Annotated in this window: 19 protein-coding genes; 5 read left to right on the top strand and 14 right to left on the bottom strand. The window is 66.2% G+C overall.

Translation table 11 applies throughout. From position 1 onward, the window contains the following. Positions 1-108: 108 nt before the first annotated feature. On the top strand, positions 109-1,734 hold the full coding sequence (locus GGI48_RS29420) for a J domain-containing protein (protein WP_179601468.1): 1,626 nt from the start codon (positions 109-111) through the stop codon (positions 1,732-1,734). Further along, entirely contained in the window at positions 1,731-2,711 is a 981-nt protein-coding gene (locus tag GGI48_RS29415; RefSeq protein WP_179601466.1) for a DUF3829 domain-containing protein, read from the top strand. Before GGI48_RS29420 ends, GGI48_RS29415 begins: the two co-directional genes overlap by 4 nt. 42 nt (positions 2,712-2,753) lie before the next feature. On the opposite strand, the gene GGI48_RS29410 is transcribed toward GGI48_RS29415, so the two are convergent. The 3 genes from GGI48_RS29410 to GGI48_RS29400 all read right to left on the bottom strand — a co-directional run bounded on the left by GGI48_RS29410 (position 2,754) and on the right by GGI48_RS29400 (position 5,882). Then, entirely contained in the window at positions 2,754-3,425 is a 672-nt protein-coding gene (locus GGI48_RS29410) for a DUF3313 domain-containing protein (protein ID WP_179601464.1), read from the bottom strand. Positions 3,426-3,717: 292 nt separating this feature from the next. Next, complete coding sequence (locus GGI48_RS29405; protein WP_103742335.1) at positions 3,718-4,212, bottom strand: DUF934 domain-containing protein; 495 nt, start codon at positions 4,210-4,212, stop codon at positions 3,718-3,720. Continuing rightward, positions 4,209-5,882, bottom strand: a complete 1,674-nt coding sequence (locus GGI48_RS29400) for a nitrite/sulfite reductase (protein WP_103742336.1) — start codon at positions 5,880-5,882, stop codon at positions 4,209-4,211. The genes GGI48_RS29405 and GGI48_RS29400 overlap by 4 nt, the downstream gene beginning before the upstream one ends. A 266-nt stretch (positions 5,883-6,148) precedes the next feature. On the opposite strand from GGI48_RS29400, the gene ccoN reads away from it, so the two are divergent. Together ccoN and GGI48_RS29390 are read left to right on the top strand one after the other, a co-directional pair. Next, entirely contained in the window at positions 6,149-7,576 is a 1,428-nt protein-coding gene (gene ccoN, locus GGI48_RS29395) for a cytochrome-c oxidase, cbb3-type subunit I (RefSeq protein WP_179601462.1), read from the top strand. Positions 7,577-7,636: 60 nt separating this feature from the next. Next, positions 7,637-7,855, top strand: a complete 219-nt coding sequence (locus tag GGI48_RS29390) for a cbb3-type cytochrome c oxidase subunit 3 (protein WP_179601460.1) — start codon at positions 7,637-7,639, stop codon at positions 7,853-7,855. Between the two features lie 214 nt (positions 7,856-8,069). Here the strand turns inward: GGI48_RS29390 and GGI48_RS29385 are convergent, their stop codons facing one another. Further along, positions 8,070-8,561 carry a hypothetical protein gene (locus GGI48_RS29385; protein ID WP_179601458.1) on the bottom strand — a complete coding sequence of 164 codons (492 nt, stop codon included), beginning with the start codon at positions 8,559-8,561 and terminating at the stop codon, positions 8,070-8,072. Between the two features lie 156 nt (positions 8,562-8,717). Next, the gene (locus GGI48_RS29380) at positions 8,718-9,524 is read right to left on the bottom strand and encodes a helix-turn-helix domain-containing protein (protein WP_179601456.1); all 807 of its coding nucleotides are present in this window, start codon (positions 9,522-9,524) and stop codon (positions 8,718-8,720) included. Positions 9,525-9,602: 78 nt separating this feature from the next. Here GGI48_RS29380 and GGI48_RS29375 point away from each other — a divergent pair, with 78 nt between their 5' ends. Next, the gene (locus GGI48_RS29375; protein ID WP_179601454.1) at positions 9,603-10,295 is read left to right on the top strand and encodes an aspartate/glutamate racemase family protein; all 693 of its coding nucleotides are present in this window, start codon (positions 9,603-9,605) and stop codon (positions 10,293-10,295) included. A gap of 134 nt (positions 10,296-10,429) precedes the next feature. Here GGI48_RS29375 and GGI48_RS29370 read toward each other — a convergent pair whose 3' ends face one another. The 9 genes from GGI48_RS29370 to GGI48_RS29330 form a co-directional block, all read right to left on the bottom strand. Continuing rightward, complete coding sequence (locus GGI48_RS29370) at positions 10,430-10,942, bottom strand: GNAT family N-acetyltransferase (RefSeq protein WP_016963112.1); 513 nt, start codon at positions 10,940-10,942, stop codon at positions 10,430-10,432. Positions 10,943-11,158: 216 nt separating this feature from the next. Then, positions 11,159-12,136, bottom strand: coding sequence for a LysR family transcriptional regulator (locus tag GGI48_RS29365; RefSeq protein WP_016965944.1), 978 nt, complete (start codon positions 12,134-12,136; stop codon positions 11,159-11,161). A gap of 86 nt (positions 12,137-12,222) precedes the next feature. Then, entirely contained in the window at positions 12,223-13,176 is a 954-nt protein-coding gene (locus GGI48_RS29360; protein WP_179601452.1) for a peptidylprolyl isomerase, read from the bottom strand. Next, positions 13,173-13,658 carry a YbjN domain-containing protein gene (locus GGI48_RS29355; RefSeq protein WP_123390598.1) on the bottom strand — a complete coding sequence of 162 codons (486 nt, stop codon included), beginning with the start codon at positions 13,656-13,658 and terminating at the stop codon, positions 13,173-13,175. Before GGI48_RS29355 ends, GGI48_RS29360 begins: the two co-directional genes overlap by 4 nt. Before the next feature lie 20 nt (positions 13,659-13,678). Then, positions 13,679-14,326 (bottom strand): DNA repair protein, encoded by a 648-nt coding sequence (locus tag GGI48_RS29350; RefSeq protein WP_102879161.1) that lies wholly within the window; start codon positions 14,324-14,326, stop codon positions 13,679-13,681. A gap of 17 nt (positions 14,327-14,343) precedes the next feature. Then, entirely contained in the window at positions 14,344-16,047 is a 1,704-nt protein-coding gene (locus tag GGI48_RS29345; protein ID WP_179601450.1) for a putative porin, read from the bottom strand. 40 nt (positions 16,048-16,087) lie between these two features. Beyond that, the gene (locus GGI48_RS29340; RefSeq protein WP_047304609.1) at positions 16,088-16,804 is read right to left on the bottom strand and encodes an energy transducer TonB; all 717 of its coding nucleotides are present in this window, start codon (positions 16,802-16,804) and stop codon (positions 16,088-16,090) included. Positions 16,805-16,807: 3 nt separating this feature from the next. Continuing rightward, positions 16,808-17,233 carry a biopolymer transporter ExbD gene (locus tag GGI48_RS29335; RefSeq protein ID WP_179601448.1) on the bottom strand — a complete coding sequence of 142 codons (426 nt, stop codon included), beginning with the start codon at positions 17,231-17,233 and terminating at the stop codon, positions 16,808-16,810. Between the two features lie 11 nt (positions 17,234-17,244). Beyond that, positions 17,245-19,062, bottom strand: coding sequence for a DUF2341 domain-containing protein (locus GGI48_RS29330; RefSeq protein WP_179601446.1), 1,818 nt, complete (start codon positions 19,060-19,062; stop codon positions 17,245-17,247). Between the last annotated feature and the right edge of the window lie 11 nt (positions 19,063-19,073).

The raw sequence follows: 19,073 nt of genomic DNA, 5'->3' as shown, positions 1-19,073 counted from the left end.
TAGACGGATTGGAGTCGGGGGACTTTTACCCTGGAAACCGGTAGGGTGCGCCCTTTCCTCCAGTCATGTCTGGATGTTGCCACGGGTCGCATGGAGTTCTATCGCCCAATGAGTTGCTGGACCCTACTCGGCCTGCCGGTCACCGCTGACACCCGCACCATCAAGCGCCACTACGCCAAGCTGCTGAAACAGACCCGCCCGGACGAAGATCCGCAAGGTTTCCAGCGCTTGCGCGAGGCCTATGAACAAGCCCTGGCCCACAAGGACTGGGAGCAGGACCCGCCCCTGGAAACCGACGCCGGCCACAGCCCGACCGCCAGCGAGCCGCTGATCCGGGCGCTGTCGCCGGTGCAAAGGGTGGCCGTCCTGCTCAAGGAGCTGCACGTCGAGCAGCTCGACCAGCGTTATCAGCAGGCCCAGGAGCAGGACTGCGCCTATGAGTTCGAACTGGCCCTGCTGCGCCATTGCGTCGAACGCCCGACACAGGCCGACGCGGTTCTGCGCTGGGGCTTGGAGCATCTGCGCTGGATGAGCGCCTGGCAACGCCTGGACCTGCCGGAATACCTGGTGCTGGAACTGCAGCAACAGCTGTATCAACAGGTCCAGGCACCGCTGGCCGCGGCCCTGCAGGCCAGGGATGAAACCGCATTCCTGCAGGCCTATGCCCAGCGCTCGGCGCATCCTTGGCTGCTGCACCTGCAACATCGACAATGGTTCAACCACTGGCTGGCGCAATTGCTGGCGGACAGCCCCTATTGGTCGGTGGCGATCTTCCAGGCGCTGTGCGCCGGCCAGGGTTGGCGATCCGCGGGCGACAACAGCTGCCCGGACCTGTTGTGGCCGCGCCTGCTCAAACGCCATCAGGCCCCGCTGTACCTGGCCCGCCAGCAACAACTGGCGAGCGAACCGCCCATGACCCCGCAACACCGCGCCGCGCGCTTGTTGCTGGCGCCCCTGAGCTTCAGTCAGCGCCGCGCCTGGGCCCGGCACCTGGGCAGCCAGGACTGGGAGGCCTGCCACAAGCTGGCGGCGAGCCTGTCCGCCGACTACCCGGACATCGCCGCCGGCATGCCGGCCGGCAATCCCTACTTCTGGCGTGACTGGGAGCACGCCATCGACAGCTGGCCGATGCTCCTGGGCGTGGTCCTGGCCTGCCTGGTCGGCGCCGTGAGCACGTACAGCGGGCAAGACACCAGCCCCTGGGAGATGATCGGGGTGACGCTGGTCTGGTCCTTGTGCTTCTGCGCCGCGGGCGAAGGGCTGCAGCGGCTCTGGCAACCCCTGAGCCAGCGCCTGTCGCTGTGGGACGAACGCCTCAGCCGGCGCCTGCCGTGGCGCCACGCGCCCTATCACTCCATGCAACTGATCCGCGACCTGTTGCCCGTCGCGCTGCTCGGCGGCCTGCTGGGCGCGGTGATCCACCCGGCGGCGGCCCCGGCTTATCTCGCGGTCCAGCTACTGGTCGCCCTGGGCCGCCAACGGCAGATCGACCCGCTGAGCGCCTGGCAACGCATCAACCCCTGGCCGCGCCGCCTGCTGCTGGGCACGGCGCTGATACTGCTGGTGGCCGCCCTTGCCACCTTCAAATGGTTCGACGAACGCCACACCGCCGGGCGCTATCAGGGCCTGCAGCCCTGGACCGAGCGCCTGTGCGCACGCATGCCGGCCCAGGTCGCCGAGTGCGCGGCGCCAGCCACAAAAGCCCAGTGGTACCTCCAGGAGGGCCAGCCATGAGCCAGCGTCCTTTGCTGATTTTCGGCTGCGCGCTGATTTTCGGCTTGTTTGCCCTCCTGGGCGCCGGCGCCCCGATCGCCCGCTTCGAACTCTGGCTGGCCGGCCTGGACAGCCGCGCCAGCGCCGAGGCCGCGGCCCGAGCGCCACTGATCGACTGCGTCAACCAGTACGACGTGCCCTGGCGCCTGGGCTATTACACCTACGGCGCGCAATCGGCCTGGCGCCTGGCATTCGACGACCTGATGAACAATGCCCGGGACTTCGCCGACAGCGCGAAAACCAACATGGACGCCCTGCCCGCGCGCGAATGCGAACCGCGCATGCTCTATCGCCTGCGCCACCTGCAACCCGATTCGCCGCTGATCGGCCTGGCCGAGCGCTACATAGACGCCCTGCACCAGGCCAACCTGGCCCGCCGCGCCCATTCCAGCGCGGTGCCCGGCGCCTACATGCCGGCCGAGGAAGATCCGGCCACCGTGGCCCGGCTCCAGCCCGACTTCGACCGCTACCTGCAAGCCTCCGCCGACCTGCGCGCCGCCCTGGCCAGCGCCGACATCGGCGCCCGCCGCGAACAACAGCGCTTGCTTGAGCAACGCCTGGGACAGGACATCCACTGGCACCTGCTCAACTACATGATCCAGGCGCGGCTCACGGTGGAGCAGCTCAGTCAGGGCGTGCGCGAGAAAACCCTGACCCCGCTGCAACTGGCCAAGGCCAGCGAGGATCTGCAGCAGGCCTGGGAGGCCGGGCAGCCCTTGCGCAACCGACCGCAGAACGGCCGCACCCAGCCAGCCCATTACCTGTGGAGCCAGATCACCCGGCCGGCCCTGCACTACCAGCGGGCCTTGCGCACTTTGCACGAGGACTGGCAGGAGCAGGCCGCGCCCGAGCGCCTGAGCGAGGACTATCACGCCGTGGTGCGGGCCTACGACTCGCTGCTCAGCTACTACAACAAGCAGGCCCAGGTGGATTACTGAACGGGGCGGCGGTGCGCTGGACCGCCGCCGGATGAACCGCGGCTAGCGCGCCTTGAGCTTGGCGAACGACTGGTGAAAGTCCGCCGCCCAGCCGTCGATGACGTTTTTCACGTCCTCGGCCTTCATCACCTGGCTGTCATTCGCCAGGGGCTTGCCGGTGCCCTTGCGCACCACCTGGGCAATCACCTGGCCGCTGCTGCCATCGAGAAACACCGCCTCGGTGCCGAGGGTGGTCTGCTGGTCGCGAATCCCGGTGGCGGTGCTCACCGCCGCCGCCACCAGCGCCACGGGAATCACTTCATAGGGTTTCAGGCCTTCGGTCTTGCTGCTGACCGCAGTGATTGCCGCCCGGACCACCACCACGCCCGGCCCGGGGCCCTGGGCCAGGGGCAGACTGCGGGCCGCCTCGCGCCTGAGGGCCTGGTCGTAGTACTGATTGATCGCGTTGAGGGTGCCCTGGGGAATCTTCGTCGTGGCCTGGGGCCGAGGGTAGAACTGGGTGGGTTCGATATAGATGGCCCGGTACCGGCTGACATCCAGCTTGGGATCGATCCAGCGCATCACCTCAACCCCGGAGGGCGACTTGGCCTCCTTGAGCCGGCTGTAATCCTGGAGAAACCCGGAATACTCGTCGGGCTGAGTCAGGTTGCTGGAGCAGCCGACCAGTGCCAGGGAGGCCAGGCACGCCGTGCCAATCATCAGTACAAGCTTCATGGGTAACTCCTGTAGGTGAAGCAGCCAGGAACTGGCCAGGGGGAGTTACAGGTATAGCCAAGGCCGATCGGCGAAGGCGTGTTTTTTATCGGCCACTGCCCCGGGCGACCTGGAGCGCCCTCGCGCCTTCAAGGACGTCAGCCAGGCGCGGGACTCGCAGGCCCTTTCGCCGGCAAGCCGGCTCCTGCAGGGCAAACCGCTCGGCGTAAAACCCGCAGGAGCGGGTGCTACTCAGGCCGGTGCGAGGTTCGCCGGCCCCTTGGCCGGCAAGCCGGCTCCTGCGCCAGGGCGGTCAGCGGCGGCGGAACAAGGGGCGCGGCTCGATCACCGAGCGGCCATACAGCACGCTCATGCCCGCCAACCCTTTGAGGGCATCCAGGGCGCATTTGTCTTCGCGCACGGCAAAGCTGTCGAAGCCGCATTGGCGCATGTGGCTGAGCTGGTCGCGCAGCACGTCGCCGATGGCGCGCAACTCGCCCATCCAGCCCAGCCGCGTGCGCAGCAGGTAAGCCTGGCTGTAGCCCCGGCCATCGCGAAAGCTCGGGAAGTCCACGGCAATCAGCGGGATCAGCTTGAGCCAGGGCTTGAGGCTCTCCACCTCGTCGTCCGGCCCGATCCACACCCCGTCCCGGGCCGGGTGATGCTCGATGCGGCGGATCAGCCACAGGGCCAGGGGCAGGATCAACGGCCCCTCGGGCAGCGCCTCGTCGACTTCGCGCACCAGGCTCCAGGCATCGTCCTCCACCAACTGGGCTTCACCTTCATGCAGACGCAGCAGATTGTTCATGCCAGCGCCTCCGCAGCCTTGGGATAGACCCGCTCCTTGAACGGCTCCAGGCCGATGCGCTGCAGGGTGTCGACGAAGGGTTCGTCGCTTTCGCGGTAACGCACGAAGGTGGCGATGATGCGTTCGATCACCTCGGGAATTTCCTCGGCGCTGAAGGACGGGCCGATCACCTTGCCCAGGGCGCTGTCCGTGCCCTTGGCGCCGCCCAGGGTGACCTGGAACCACTCGCTGCCGTTCTTGTCGACCCCGAGGATGCCGATATTGCCGATGTGGTGGTGGCCGCAGGCATTCATGCAGCCGGAAATGTTCAGGCTGATGTCCCCCAGGTCGTGGAGGTAGTCCAGGTCGTCGAAACGCTGCTGGATGGCCAGGGTAATCGGCAGCGAGCGGGCGTTGGCCAGGGCGCAGAAGTCGCCGCCCGGGCAGGCGATGATGTCGGTCAGCAGGCCGACGTTGGCGGTGCCCAGGCCGTGCTCAGAGGCCCGCTGCCACAGTTCGAACAACTGCGACTTGGGCACATCCGGGAGGACGATGTTCTGTTCATGGGCGATGCGGATCTCGCCGAAACCGAAGCGCTCGGACCAGTCGGCCACCGCTTCCATCTGCTGCCCGGTGACGTCCCCCGGCGGCGAGCTGGGCCCCGGTTTGGTCGACAGCACCACGCAGGTGTAGCCCGGCACCTTGTGCGGGTGCACATTGCGCGCCACCCAGCGGGCGAAGGCCGGCGACTCGGCCAGGTGACTGCCGTAGTCCAGGTCGGTGTCCGCCAGGCGCTCGTAGATCGGCGGCACAAAGGCGCTGGCCACCCGCTGGTACTCCTCGTCGGTGAGCTGCGCCGGACCGTCCTTGAGGTGCTGCCACTCCTCCTCCACTTCCTTGGCGAAGGCCTCGATGCCCAGGGCCTTGACCAGGATCTTGATCCGCGCCTTGTACTTGTTGTCGCGCCGGCCGTAGCGGTTGTAGACCCGCAGCACCGCCTCGACATAAGACAGCAGATGCTGCCAGGGCAAGCCGTCACGGATCTGCAGGCCGAGGATCGGCGTGCGCCCCAGGCCGCCACCGACGATCACCCGCAGCAGCATCTGGCCACGGCGGTCGCGGTACAGGTACAGACCGATGTCATGCATCATGATCGCCGCGCGGTCCTGCCTGGCCGAGCAGATGGCGATCTTGAACTTGCGCGGCAGGAACAGGAATTCCGGGTTGATGGTGGACCACTGCCGGAGGATCTCGGCAAGCGGGCGCGGGTCCAGGTATTCATCGGCGGCGACCCCGGCGAAGGCCTCGGTGGTGATGTTGCGCACGCAGTTGCCGGAAGTCTGGATGGCGTGCATCTCGACCTCGGCCAGACGCTGCAGGATGTCCGGCACCTGGGCCAGCTCGATCCAGTTGAACTGCAGGTTCTGCCGGGTGGTGAAATGGCCGTAGCCGCGGTCGAAGTCCCGGGCGATGCTGGCCAGGGTGCGCATCTGCCGGGCACTCAGGGTGCCGTAGGGAATCGCCACCCGCAGCATGAACGCATGCTTCTGCATATAGAGGCCGTTCTGCAGGCGCAGGGGCAGGAACTCCTCCTCGCTCAGCTGGCCGCCCATGAAGCGCTCGACCTGATCGCGAAACTGTGCCACCCGCTCAAAGACCAGGGCCCGGTCATATTCGTCGTACTGATACATATCCCTACCTCATCGAAACTGGTCGTGCTCTAACGGCGCGTGCTGTGAGGGGGCGACTATGCGCGTGCGGCGCAGAACGTTACAGATTCAGGTCAAAACTAAAAAACCATATCAGCCGTGACGGCGACGCCGTGGACACGAGATAAATCTGATCCGTATTAATGCGTTTTTTCTGAGCCTGTTTTGTTTCCTCGCTGATTCCTACAGTGCACCCCGTGCCAGACCGGGTGGCCTGGCAAGACTTTGCAACCGTGGAAGCATTGACCATGAACTCAGCAACAATCGGACAGGCCTACAACTACAAGGTGGTTCGCCAATTCGTCGTCGCAACCGTGGTATGGGGCGTGATCGGCATGGCCATGGGGGTGTGGATCGCCTCGCAACTGGTGTGGCCGGAGATGAACCTCGATCTGCCCTGGAGCACCTTCGGCCGCCTGCGGCCGCTGCACACCAGCCTGGTGATCTTCGGCTTCGCCGGCAGCGCCCAGTTCGCCGCCAGCTACTACGCCGTACAGCGCACCTGCCAGGTACGGCTGTACTCCGACACCCTGGCCGCCTTCACGTTCTGGGGCTGGCAGTCGGTGATCGTGATCATGCTGATCACCCTGCCCCTGGGCTACACCACCACCAAGGAATACGCCGAGATCGAATTCGCCGGCGCGGTGTGGATGGCGGTGGTCTGGGTGGCCTACGCCATCGTCTTCTTCACCACCGTGGTGCGGCGCAAGAGCCAGCACATCTATGTCGGTAACTGGTTCTTTGGGGCCTTCATCCTGGTGATCGCCATGCTCCACGTGGTCAACCACCTGTCGATCCCGGTGGACTGGTTCAAGTCCTACCCGGTGTATTCCGGGGCCACCGACGCCATGGTCCAGTGGTGGTACGGGCACAACGCCGTGGGCTTTTTCCTGACCACCGGCTTTCTCGGGATGATGTACTACTTCGTGCCCAAGCAAGTGGGACGCCCGGTGTACTCCTATCGCCTGTCCATCGTGCACTTCTGGGCGCTGATCACCCTGTACATCTGGGCCGGCCCGCACCACTTGCACTACACCGCCCTGCCGGACTGGGCCCAGTCCCTGGGCATGGCCATGTCGCTGATTCTCCTGGCCCCCAGCTGGGGCGGCATGATCAACGGCATGATGACCCTCTCCGGGGCCTGGCATAAGCTGCGCACCGACCCGATCCTGCGGTTCCTGGTGCTGTCCCTGGCGTTCTACGGCATGTCCACCTTTGAAGGCCCGATGATGGCGATCAAGACCGTCAACGCCCTCTCCCACTACACCGACTGGACCATCGGCCATGTGCATGCCGGGGCCCTGGGCTGGGTGGCAATGATCACCTTCGGTGCGATCTACCACATGGTGCCCAAGGTCTTCGGCCGCGAGCAGATGTACAGCGTGCCGCTGATCAACCTGCACTTCTGGCTGGCCACCATCGGCACCGTGCTCTACATCGCTTCAATGTGGGTCAACGGCATCACCCAGGGCCTGATGTGGCGCGCGGTCAACGAAGACGGCACCCTCACCTACTCCTTCGTCGAGGCCCTGGTGGCCAGCCATCCGGGGTTCGTGGTGCGTTTTGCCGGTGGTGTGTTCTTCCTCAGCGGCATGCTGCTGATGGCCTACAACACCTGGCGCACCGTACGCGTGGCCGATGAAAAACTGGCCCTGAGCGACGCGCAGGTCGCCTGACCCAACCAGTCCACGCCGGTCCCAGTGACCGGCGCTTTTTTTCAGGGAGCCGGATGACCGATGGATATTCTGTTCAACCTGCTGGGGGTGGCGTTTCTCTACCTCTGCATCGAGTACTGCCTACGCCACCAGAGCGCCAAGAGCCTGGATGACGCCAGCCTGATTCCCTTTGCCGATGATCCCGAGGTGGCCCGCCGGGTGGAGTTGGCCACGGGCAAGAAGATCAATGCCGTCGCGCCGGAAGAGCCCAAGCCGGGATGGATCAACCTGGACATGTAACGCACTCCGTAGGAGCCGGCTTGCCGGCGAAGAGGCCCGCAAGACGTGCACATGGCCGGCGGCCGCTTTCGCTGGCAAGCCAGCTCCTACAGTTGCCGGCGCTGCGTGTTGCCCCGTAGGAGCCGGCTTGCCGGCGAAGAGGCCCGCAAGACGTGCACATGACCGGTGGCCGCTTTCGCTGGCAAGCCAGCTCCTACAGTTGCCGGCGCCTACATCAGGCGCGCTCGCGGGGGATCAGGCTCTGCAATTGGGCGGCCAGGAAGTTGCCGTCGAAAACGAAGGTGTCAGGGTCCTTGAGGCCATTGGTCTTGCGCCATTGCCAACTGCCGGAGGCCTCGCCCACCAGGGAAACACTGCCCAGGCGCGCCGCCGTCAGGCCGATCACCGCCAGGGATATCTGTCCATTGGCCCCCATCACATCCGGGACGAACTCCACCGGCTTGCCCGCAATGGTGATGGTCAGTTTCTCGCTGTTGAAGGTGGAGCTTTGCACCGGCAATGCCGCACTGAAGGCCACATAGGGCTCGCGATGCAGCTCCAGCAGGTCCGGCTGCAGCACCGGTGCCAGCCACTCTTCAATCTGCCCGAACAGCTCATGAATACGCCGGGCCCAGACCAATGACTGGCTGTCGAACAGCTGCTTCTTGTGGGCTTCGCTGGCGGCATAGTGCCGGAGCATCTCGCCCAATTGCTGGATATCGTCCATTGCGGTGTGTCCCTGGCATCGACCCTTGGGAACTGCAGGTCGCCGGTATTGATCATGGCAGATGCCGGTGCCGGGCGTTGGGGTGTTTACCCCAGGGCCGGCCCATTCCTCTAGCCGCTGGCACCGGCCTTGCCCTGCCATGTCGCTGCGGGCCGTTTACTGCCCGCGGCTGGGATACCGGACAGGTGCAGGGAGACACAAGTGAAAACGCAGCCGGTACTGGCGCGGGGTCAGGCCGAGGCTTTTGCGCAAGGCGCTGCCCAGGTGCGATTGGTGGGCAAAGCCGCTGTCGTGGGCAATCGCTGCCAAGGGCAGGTCCGTGCGTTCCAGCAAGCGCCGGGCTGCCTGCAGCCGCACCTCGGTGATCCAGGCATGGGGCGTCATGCCGACGGCGCGGCGAAAGTCCCGCAGCAGTCGCAGTTCGTTGTGACCGTAAGTGAGTGCCAATTGCGCCAGGGACAAGGGCTGGGCGTACTGGTCGGCCATCTGCTCCAGCACCTGCCCCAACCGTGGTAACGGCGCCGTGGGAATGTGGCGAGACTGGGACAGACCGACAAAGGCCAGGGCACAGTGCTCCAGGGCCAACTCATCGGTGGCAGGCGCCAGCAACAGGCGCCGGGCTTCACGCCCCAGGGCCAGGGCCTGGGCATGCCCCGAACTCTGCAGACGGCGCTCGCCGGGGATCAGCGGCGTCTGCTCCTGCCAGCGCGCCAGCAGGTATTCACCGCCACAGGCAGATTCGGAGAACACTTCCACGCCCTTGGGCGTCAAGGCCAGGGTGCCGGGCCAGGTGTCGAAATCCTCACGCCGGTCGGAGTCGATGGCATGCACCCCGCGCTGGCGTTCCAGGGTCACGCCCAGGGTCTGCCACTGCGCCGGATCGCGCGCGCTGTAGGCGGCTGCGGGCAACAGTTGCAGAAGCAGCCGACCGCCCAGCAGACGGTGTTCGAGGACCTCGGGCATGTGAAATTTCCTGATAGATCACCAGCGCAGGCGAGACGAAACTGAAGCTCACTCACCCACACCACAGAGGAGTTGCCCATGCGCACCATCGGCCTGATCGGCGGCATGAGCTGGGAGTCCAGCGCCGAATACTATCGCCTGATCAATCAGCAGGTTCGCGATCAATTGGGGCCGCTGCGCTCGGCGCGGTTGCTAATGTACAGCGTCGACTTCGGGCCTGTCGAACAGGCCCAGCACGCCGGGCGCTGGGATGAAGCGGCGCGGATTCTGATAGACGCCGCCCAGCGTTTACAGGACGGCGGCGCCGAGTGCCTGGTGCTCTGTACAAACACCATGCACAAGGTGGCCGAGCAGATCCAGGCGGCCACTACCGTGCCCTTCCTGCACATCGCCGACCCCACGGCCCAGGCCGCGCTGGCGGCCGGCACCCTGAACGTCGGGCTGCTGGGCACCGCCTTCACCATGGAGCAGGAGTTCCTCAAGAGCCGCCTGAGCCAACAAGGACTGAATGTGCTGGTGCCCGATGCGCAGGAGCGCCAGGCGGTGCACCGGATCATCTATGAGGAATTGTGCGTGGGGATCATCAGCGACGCGTCGCGCCGGGTATACCAACAGGTGATCGAATCACTCAGGGCCCGTGGTGCCCAGGCCATCATCCTCGGCTGCACGGAAATCGGCCTGCTGCTCAAGCCAGAGCACAGCCCCCTGCCCCTGCTCGACACCACCGAACTGCATGCCCGGGCGGCGGTGGATTTCGCTTTGCGGGAGTGAACGTCAAGGCCCGTGAGGCCTTGCTTGGCGATCGCCTGTCGAACCTCGGGCGGCCTGAAGATCCCTGCGTCTCCTGCGTCGGAATGCCGCCCAAGCCGATCGCAGCCTGCGGCAGCGGCTACACGAACCCGGCATCAACGACGCAAGCGCGCCATGCTCAGCACATCGACATAACCGCCGTCGCGTACGGCGTAGTCGCGCAGTTGGCCTTCGGTCTCGAAGCCGAATTTCTGGTACAGCGCAATGGCGGCCTGGTTGTCGGCATACACCGTCAACTCCACCCGGCGCAGGTTCATCCAGTTGTCGGCCACCTCCAGCACCGCCGCCAGCAGCCGGCTGCCGACGCCCTGGCGTTGCCAGGCCGGGGACACGCCCATGGCCACGTCCGCGCAATGGGCGCGACGCACCCGCGCCACCTGGCTCAGGCTGCAACTGCCGATCACCGAGCCCTGGTGCAGCGCCACCAGGGCCACCAGCCCTTCATTTTCCTGCCCCAGTCCGACCCGCTTGCGCCACAACTCGCGGGACTGATAAGGCAGTAACAGAGTCTGGGCGGCCACGCTGGGTTCGCTGTACAGCGCGGCGAGGCCATCGATATGGGCTTCGGTGCAACGCTCGATAACGATGGAGGGCTGGGCGTCGGGCATGGCGAGATCGTCCTTGAAGTCGAAGTGACCGTGGAGTGTAAGACCATGAACCACTGCATGACGAGGGATGGCGCGGGTTCGCCGACCAGGCGTCGCGGTGGCTGCCCGTAGGCGCCGGCGTGCCACCCAAGGCGAGGCCGAGTCCGGCGCAAGGCTGGTGGGGCCTTCGCCGGCCAGCCGGCGCCTACAGGGTCGCGGCGTCGCGGGCGGGTCCGTTCAGACAAACCAGTCCTGGCGCTCGCTGAAGGTATTGAGGATCAGCTCCACCAGTTGCTGCACCTGTTCCTCATGTTCCACCCGGGCATTCACCGCCAGCCAGGCGCGGCGCTGCATGCTGTCCTGGAACAGCCCCGGCAAGGCGGTCAGGCCGCGGTCGAAGTGGCTCATGTACCGCGGCAGCAAGCCAATGCAGGCGCTGCAACGGATCATCTCCAGCATCAGTTCATAGGAGTGCACCTGCACCACCCCGCCCAGGCGCTGTTCCACCAGGCTGTTCCAGGGCCGGAACGGCTCTACCTGACGGTCGTGCTGCCACTGCACCAGCATGTAGTCGCTGAGGTCGTCGAGGCTGTCGGGACGCGCCGCCACCCGTGAGTAGCGCTTGGCGATGTGCGGCAGGTAGTCGATGCGCGCCAGGGGCACGGGTTCGCCAGTGGCGAAGCTGGGACCCGGCAGCGGCGAGTCTTCGGCCGCCAGCCACAGCACCAGGTCGGCGCTCAGGGCCTGCAGGGACAGGTCGCTGTCGATGGAGATGATCTCCAGACGCGCGCTGGCGTTGCGCCGCAGCAAGGCGATCAGGTCGCGGCCGAGGATGTCGTGGAGGATGGTTTGCGCCACGGCCAGGCGAATCAACGGCTGCTCCACCACCGGCAGCCGACGCTGGTGCGCCAGGGCCAGTAACTGGCCCTGCAGTTGCAGGCCTTCGCGGCTCAGGCTCAGGACATTGCCCTGATAACAGAACAGCGAACGGCGCAGGTGCTCTTCCAAAAGCGCCAGTTGCTTGCGCAACAGCGTGGCCTTGATGTTCAGGCTGCGCGCCGCCTGCATGAAGCAGCCGCAGCGGGCACTGACCAGAAAATACTGGGCAACCTCCGGATCGATCCCGGCGGCCAGGGCCAGCCAGGCCTCGCGGGGTTCCTGAGGTGCGATGTAGGGGGCTACCCCCTGAAGTGGAGCGGGTTCGAGAAATGCCATCGGTGACTCCCTGTCTTGTTGACTGTTGCTTCCTTGACTGGCGGGCGGTGGGGCCAGTGAGATCGCCTTCGCTGGCCAGCCAGCGCCTACAGTTTGTCCTCCAGGACCTGATTCAACACGGCGCCATCGATGCTCAGGGTCGCGGTGTTGAGCATGCCTTCCAGGTAGGCCTTGGCGATCTGCTCCTGGCGCTGGGCGCGCAGGGCCTGGGTCAGGCGCTCGCGCAACTCGTCCAGGGTCGCGGTGCGCGCCGGCTGCTGTTCGGTGAGCTTGAGCACGTGGAATCCCGCCGCGCTCTGCACCACGTCGGAGACGCCACCGACCTTGAGCCGGGCCACGGCGCTGCGCACTTCCGGCACCAGTTGCTGCAAGGGTTGCAGCCCCGAGTCGCCGCCGCGCTGGGCGCTATCGCGGTCCTGGGAGTACTGCGCCGCCAGCGCGGCAAACTCCCCCGGCGCGGCCTGGGCCTTGCGGCTCAGTTCCTGCGCCTGGCGGCGTACCTGCTCGACAGCCTGCGGGTCGGCGACGCTCAGGAAGATCTGGCTGACCCGGTACAGCGGCGGGGTCAGCCACGCCGCCTTGCCGCTGTCATAGGCCTGCTGCAATTCCGCCGCGCTGGGGTAGTCCGCCGGGACCTGGCTGACCGACTGCAGGTAGTCGCGAAACACGATCTGCTCGGTGGCGGCGCGGGTCTGCTGCTCCACCTCCGGGCGCTGGCGCCAGCCCTGGGCATCGGCCTGTTCCAGCACGACCTTTTCCGCCAAGCGCGAACGTATCCAGGCTTCCAGGGCCGGGCGGTTGCCGCGCAATTGCCCCCGGGACTCCTCGGGCAGGCTGGCGAACAGCGCCTTGAGTTCCTCGGCCGCCACCTGCTGGTTGCCCAGGCGCGCCACCGCCGGCGTGCTCGCCGATTGCTGCAACACGGCCGGTGCCGGCTGCTGCGCTGCCACCGGATCGTTGCCCGGGCGCAGGGCCAGCCCCAGCGCCAGGCCGAGCAAGGTCAGTGCCCCGGCACCGACCACCAGGGTCGGCTTTTTCACAGGCTCACCGCCTCTTCACGGGGTTGCTCCACCGACGTCTGAGGCTGCTCGACCTGCTCCTGCAAGCGCGCCGCCTGCTGGCTGTATTCGCGCAGGTAAACGATGAACTCCTGCAACAGCCGGTCCCACAGTTCCAGTTGGCTGCGCAGGTGAGTCTCGCCGACCCCGGCCACCACCACGTCCATCTCCATCACCAGGAATTCGCCCTGCAGCGACAGCCGGGCAAAGCGCCGCGATGCGTTCCACAATTGCGCCAGCCCCGCCGGCAGCTCACCCTGCACCCGCAAGGCGCAGCTGTAGGTGAAGTCCACGTAGTGCCCGGCCTCGCTGCCCGGGTTGCCGAAACGCACGGCGTAGCCGATGCCCTGGCTGGCGCTGAGCAGTTGCACGATGCCGTTCTGTTCGGTCTGGTTGACCCGGTAGCCGGCGCCTTGCAGCAGGTCGGTGAGGCTGTCGGTGGTGACGCTGGTAATCAAAGTCATGGTCATCTCTTCCCTGGTGATCAGTGGGCGCTCGCCGCCTGCGGGGCGTCGAACTGGGTCTGGTAAAGCTCGTCGCCAAAGCCCTGGGCCAGTTCCTCGAACTTGACCCGGGCGCTGCCGGCGAAGGGCTGACGGATTTTCACCAGCTCAGCCACATCGATCTTTTCGTAGGCCGCCAGAATCTGTTTGGCGACGCCGTACATCTGTTGATTCTTGACCGCGCATTGCTGCACTTGTGTGTCACGTTCGCTCAATTGCGCCTGCAATTTCGCCCGCTCGGCTTCCTTGCCCCGGGCCAGCACCAACAGGTCCTCGTAGGCTTTCTTGAACTTGCCCAACTGCTCGCTGCTGGCTGCGGCCTGGGCTTGGGCCTGGCTTTGCAGGTTCTGTTGCTGGCCGGCCAGTTGCTCGGCCACGCCGCGGGTCTTGGCCAGCTCGGCGCTCAGTTGCTTGACCTCGGCCTGGGCTTGCTTGGCCGCGTTCTCGGCGGCGATCCGCGCCGCCGCGGCCTGGGCCTGCTCGCTTTGCAGGGCCTGCAACTGCTGGGTGGTGCTGCGCAACTGGGTGCGCAGGCGCTCCTCCATGCCTTCGGCGCTAGCGCTGGCGCTGGCCAGCACGCCCCAGGCCACTAACAGGCTGACCGCCCCTGCCCTCGCTCGGCTGTTCATAACCTTCCTCCTGATGCTTAGAAGCGCGTGTTGAGTTCAAGCTGCATGACGTCGACTTCATAACGCGGCCCGTAGACTTCCGAGGCGCTCATGTAGCGGGCCGTGGCGTAGATGTTCTTGTCGATGCCGTAGTTGCCGCCGACGAAATAGCCCTTGGCGTTGGTGCCCCCCAGATGGAACGAGGAATCGTTGAAACCGTCCGGCAAGGCATCGGGCTGGATGTACTTGTAACCGGCCAGCAGGTTCCAATCGCCGGACTTCTTCATCTCCAGGGCGTTGCCCAGGGTGAACTGCACCAGCAGCGCGTTGCCGCCACTTTCGAACTGGCCGTTGCGGTTGATGTTGTTGACGATCTCGCCCTCGCTGCGCTTGAGCATCTCGCCCTTGTCGTAGGCCAGGTTGCGGATGAAGTTGGTCTGGCTGCGCAGGCGCAGGTCGTCCGGCAGCTCGGTGTCCCAGGCCAGGTTCAGGTCGAGCACGTCGAACTTCGAGGCCAGGCCGACGAACTGCGGCTGCGGGGTCAGGCCCGGCGTGGCCGGGTTGGGGGTGATGTCGCGCAGCAGGAACACGCTGTTGCCCTTCTGCATGAAGGCCACGCGTGAGCCGTCGGTGTCGCAGCCCGGAGCCCCGGCCCAGGGCGCGCAGGGACTGGAGCGCTGGCCTTCGATGTCGTCGAAGCGGTAGTAGGCCAAGGCGCCCTTGAGGCTGTTGCTGCGGTTGATCTTCCAGTTGGCGCCGATCTGCCCGCCGAACAGCCACTTGGTGTCGCTCTCGTTCTTGTCGAATCCGTTGCTGGTGGCGGTGTCGTTGGTGTACTCCACCGGGAACACGCCGAGGGTGCCAAACAGACCCCAGTCGCTGCTGAGCTTGTGGTTGAACAGCGCCGCCACGCCGTCGAAGTTCAGGTCGTTGGAATACAGCATGTCGGTGGAATAGAACGGGTTGGCGAAACGCCCGCCGGTCAGGGTCAGGTCCTGCCTGGCCTTCCAGGTCAGGTAGCCCTGGTCGAGCCAGATGTCCTTCTTGCCAAAGCCGCCGCCCAGGGTCTGGGTGGTGGACACCGGGTTGTTGTCCGAGCCGGTGCCGATGCGGATGCCGGCGGTCCATTCCGGCGAGATCACCGCCTTCATCCCCAGGCGCGCGCGCAGGCGGAACAGGTTGTCGCGGTCTTCGCGGCTGTTGAGCAGCGGCGGCAGCTTGCTGTTGGTGTCCTTGTTGACGTCGTAGGGGCCGCTGTCGTTGAGCTTGGCGTAGTCGACGATCTCGTTGCTGTTGTTGTCGGCAAAGAACCGCGATTCCTCGCGCAGGCGGATGTCGCCGTCAAAGCTGATGCGCGACACCCAGTCCGGAAAGGTGTTGGGCTGGGCCCAGTTCTCCTGCTTGGCGGTGGCCATGACCTCGGCCTTGACCTGATCGCGGATCTGCTCGCGAACGATCGCCGGCACGTATTGCACCCGCACATCCCCCGGCGCCGCCGTGGGGCCAGGGGCCGCCACGACGGTAGCGGCGCTGGCCTGCCGGGCCTGTTGGGCCTCCTGCTCGGCCTGGGCAATCAGCGCCTCGGCCTTGGCCTGCGGCAGTACCCCCTGCTGCACCAACAGACGGATCAGGTTGATCGTGGCGTTCTCCGAAGGCGCGGCCGCGGCGGCCGAGGCCTGTCCGGCCAGGGTCAGGGCGACCATGCCGAGCGCCAGGGTCAATCGATTCACGGTGGAAATCATCTGCACACAACTCCTGTAGAAACTGCAAATAGGGGTTCGCTCATTCCGGGCGCCGGCCCTTGAGGGACAGGCGCACCGGCAAGGTCAGGGACGCCGGCATACGTTCTTTCAGGCGCGGCGTGGCCCGCAGCGCCGCCAGCACCTGCTGGTCGGTCTCGGGGTTGCCGCTGGAGCCGGCCAGTTCGGCACGGGTCACTTGGCCGTCGGCGCCGAGCCACAGGTCCACCTGCAGCGCATAGGCCTTCTTGCGCAGCTCCGGGTCCTCGCGCAGCACCCGTTGAAAGGTCGCCGCCAGGTACTGTTTGTAGGTGCCGGTGCCCAGCCCGCCGCCACCGGCGCCAGCCATGCCGCCACCCTTGCCGGCGCCGACATTGAAGCCGTCGTTGCCGGACTGGGCGTCGCCGTCGATCTGCATCGGGTTGGCCAGATCGTCCGCCGGCGATGGCGGGGCCTCCTCCTCCGGCTTGACCTCCTCGGGGGTCGGCGTGGGCTCGGGCTCCGGCACCTTTTCTTCCACGGGCTCCGGCTCCTTGGGCTTCTCCGGAGGCGGCGGTGGGGGTGGCGGCGGAGGCGGCAGCGGGATGATGGTCGGCACCTTCGGCGCTTCGCGGCGCACCCCGGCCATGTCATTGGCCCACTGCCACAGCAGCCAGGCGGCCACGGCCCCCAGCAGCAGCCCGGCGCCCCACTTCAGCAGGCGCACGGCGCGCGGCTTGTGCTGCACCGGCGGCAGTTCGATCGGTTGTTGTGCGGTCATGGCTCAGCCCTGGCTCGATTTGCCGGTGACCAGGCCGACCTGGGACAACTCCAGGCGGCGCAGCAGGTCGAGGACTTCGATGACCTTCTGGTACTGCACCGTGGCATCGCCACGGACGATGATCGGGAAGTCCGGGTTCTGCGCCTTCTCGATGCGCAGACGCTCTTCCAGCTCGCCCAGGGTCACCGGGTAGGCATCGAGGAACACCTGGCCGCCGTCGTTCACCGAAATGGCCTTGGTCTTGGCCTCGGACAGCGACACCGAGGCGCTGGCCTTGGGCAGGTGGATCTGGATGCCCGAGACCTGGGCGGTGGCGGTGAGGATGAACATCACCAGCACCACCATCAGCACGTCCACCAGGGGCGTGATGTTGATGCTGTCGACAGCGGCGTCGTCTTCGTCGTCATGGGAGGCGTTTACGGAAGCCATGGCAGTTCTCCTCAGGCCGGAACCGACGCGTTGCTGTGACTGACCCGCCAGTGGGCGTTCTCGCTGTGCTGGCTCTCGCCATGCAGCTCCGCCAGCCGGGTGATGAACTCGTCGACGAACACCCGCATGTCGGCGCCGACTTCCTTGTTGCGGGTGATCAGGCGGTTGTAGCCAAACAGCGCCGGAATCGCGACGAACAGGCCCATGGCGGTGGCCATCAAGGCCGCGGCCATGCCCGGGGCGATCGCATTGATGTTGACGTCACCGGCCATGGCGGTGCCGAGGAACACCACCATGATCCCCAGCACCGTGCCCAACAGGCCGATGTAGGGGCCGCCGGCGATGGCGTTGGACAGGGTCGAGAGCTTGGAACTCAGTTGCTGGTTTTCCCGGGTGCGCACCCCGTCCATGGAGCAGCGGATGGCCTCAATGGTGGCCGCCGACACCGAGGAGGTATCGGCGCCCTGCTCGCGGCGGGTGCGGATCTCCTTCACCGCCACCAGGTACAGGCGCCACAGCGAGGAATGCTCCAGGCGACTGGCCAGGACCTGATCGTCGGCGAACATCTCCAGGCGCGTGCCGACCTTGGCGAACTGCTCGCGGAACAGCGCATTGGCAGCGCTGACCCGGCCGACCATGCGGTTCTTGCGCAGCATGATCACCCAGGACTGGATCATCATCCCCACCAGCACCAGGATGATCACCCAGGCATCCACCGGCACCGCCTTGAGCAGGAAGCCCAGGCTGCCGAAACCAAAACCCGACTGCTCTTCATCGACGCCATAGACCACCAGCTTCGACTCGGCGCCCTGGGCGCTGGCATCGGCCAGGATCAATGCCGCCGGACGCGCCACCTTGGACAGGCGCAGCTCGTCCAGGGCGCCGGTGAATGGCAGGAAGTGGCTGGCCTCGGCCCCGGCGACCGCGGGCAAATCGGCACCGATGGCCATGACCGAATTGAAGGTCGGAATGGCCTGGGCCAGGCTCGCGGTTTCCCGGCCATTGACGTACAGCGCCAGCCGGCTGCCCTCGCCGCTCAGGGCCAGGTGCTGCCACTGCCCCGGGTTCAGCGGCTGGGTGGAGGCGGCGCGCTGGCCGTCCACTTCGACGAAGGGCATGCCCTGGTTGATGCCGATCAGCAAGCTGCCGGCGCCTTCGCGGCGGGCCAGCAGCAGTTGTTCGCCGCTGGCCTGATCCAGGCGCACCCAGGCGCTGAAGCTGAAGGCGCCGCCGGCGTTGTGCTGCAGCGACGGGCTGGCCGGCAGCAGCAGCGGCTGGCCGCTGAACTGCAAGGCGCGGCCGATGACCCCGTCAATCGCCGCGCCGGTGGCGTTCTGCGCGGTGTTGCCGTAGGCCGTGGTGTCTTTGGCCGGCGTGCCGTTGCTACCGTCGAAGTGGTAGATCGCGGTGTAGCTGGGGTCGAAGGTCAGCTGGCCATTGGCGGTGCTCGGGGCCTTCTGGTTGCCGTAGTACATCCAGATGTCCTGGCGCTGGCCGCCTTCGACCTTGGGCACATCGACCCAGATCAGCGCCATGCCCATCAGCGGGTCGAAGCTTTCGATCTGGTGATTGAGCACGGTCTTGTCATCGGCGGCGACAAAGCGCAGGTCGGCGCCGTCTTCCTTGACCCCGTCGAAGGTGAAGTTGCCGGTGTGCAGGCGCACCAGCAGCGCGGTACGGCCCAGGGCCTCGTTGATGGCGGCGCCTTGGGGCGTGGTGTCCACGCTGATCTGCTTGCGGTAATGCCAGTCGTCCTGCCACCAGGCATGGGCCGTGGCCGGGAGCACGAAGCCCAGGCAGATCAACAGGCTCAGGAATAAGCGTTGCATGGGAAGGGTCT

The organism is Pseudomonas protegens (assembly GCF_013407925.2).
Taxonomy (GTDB): domain Bacteria; phylum Pseudomonadota; class Gammaproteobacteria; order Pseudomonadales; family Pseudomonadaceae; genus Aquipseudomonas; species Aquipseudomonas fluorescens_AP.
Note: the sequence above shows the minus strand (reverse complement) of the source record. Positions and strands in the feature narration are given on the sequence as shown.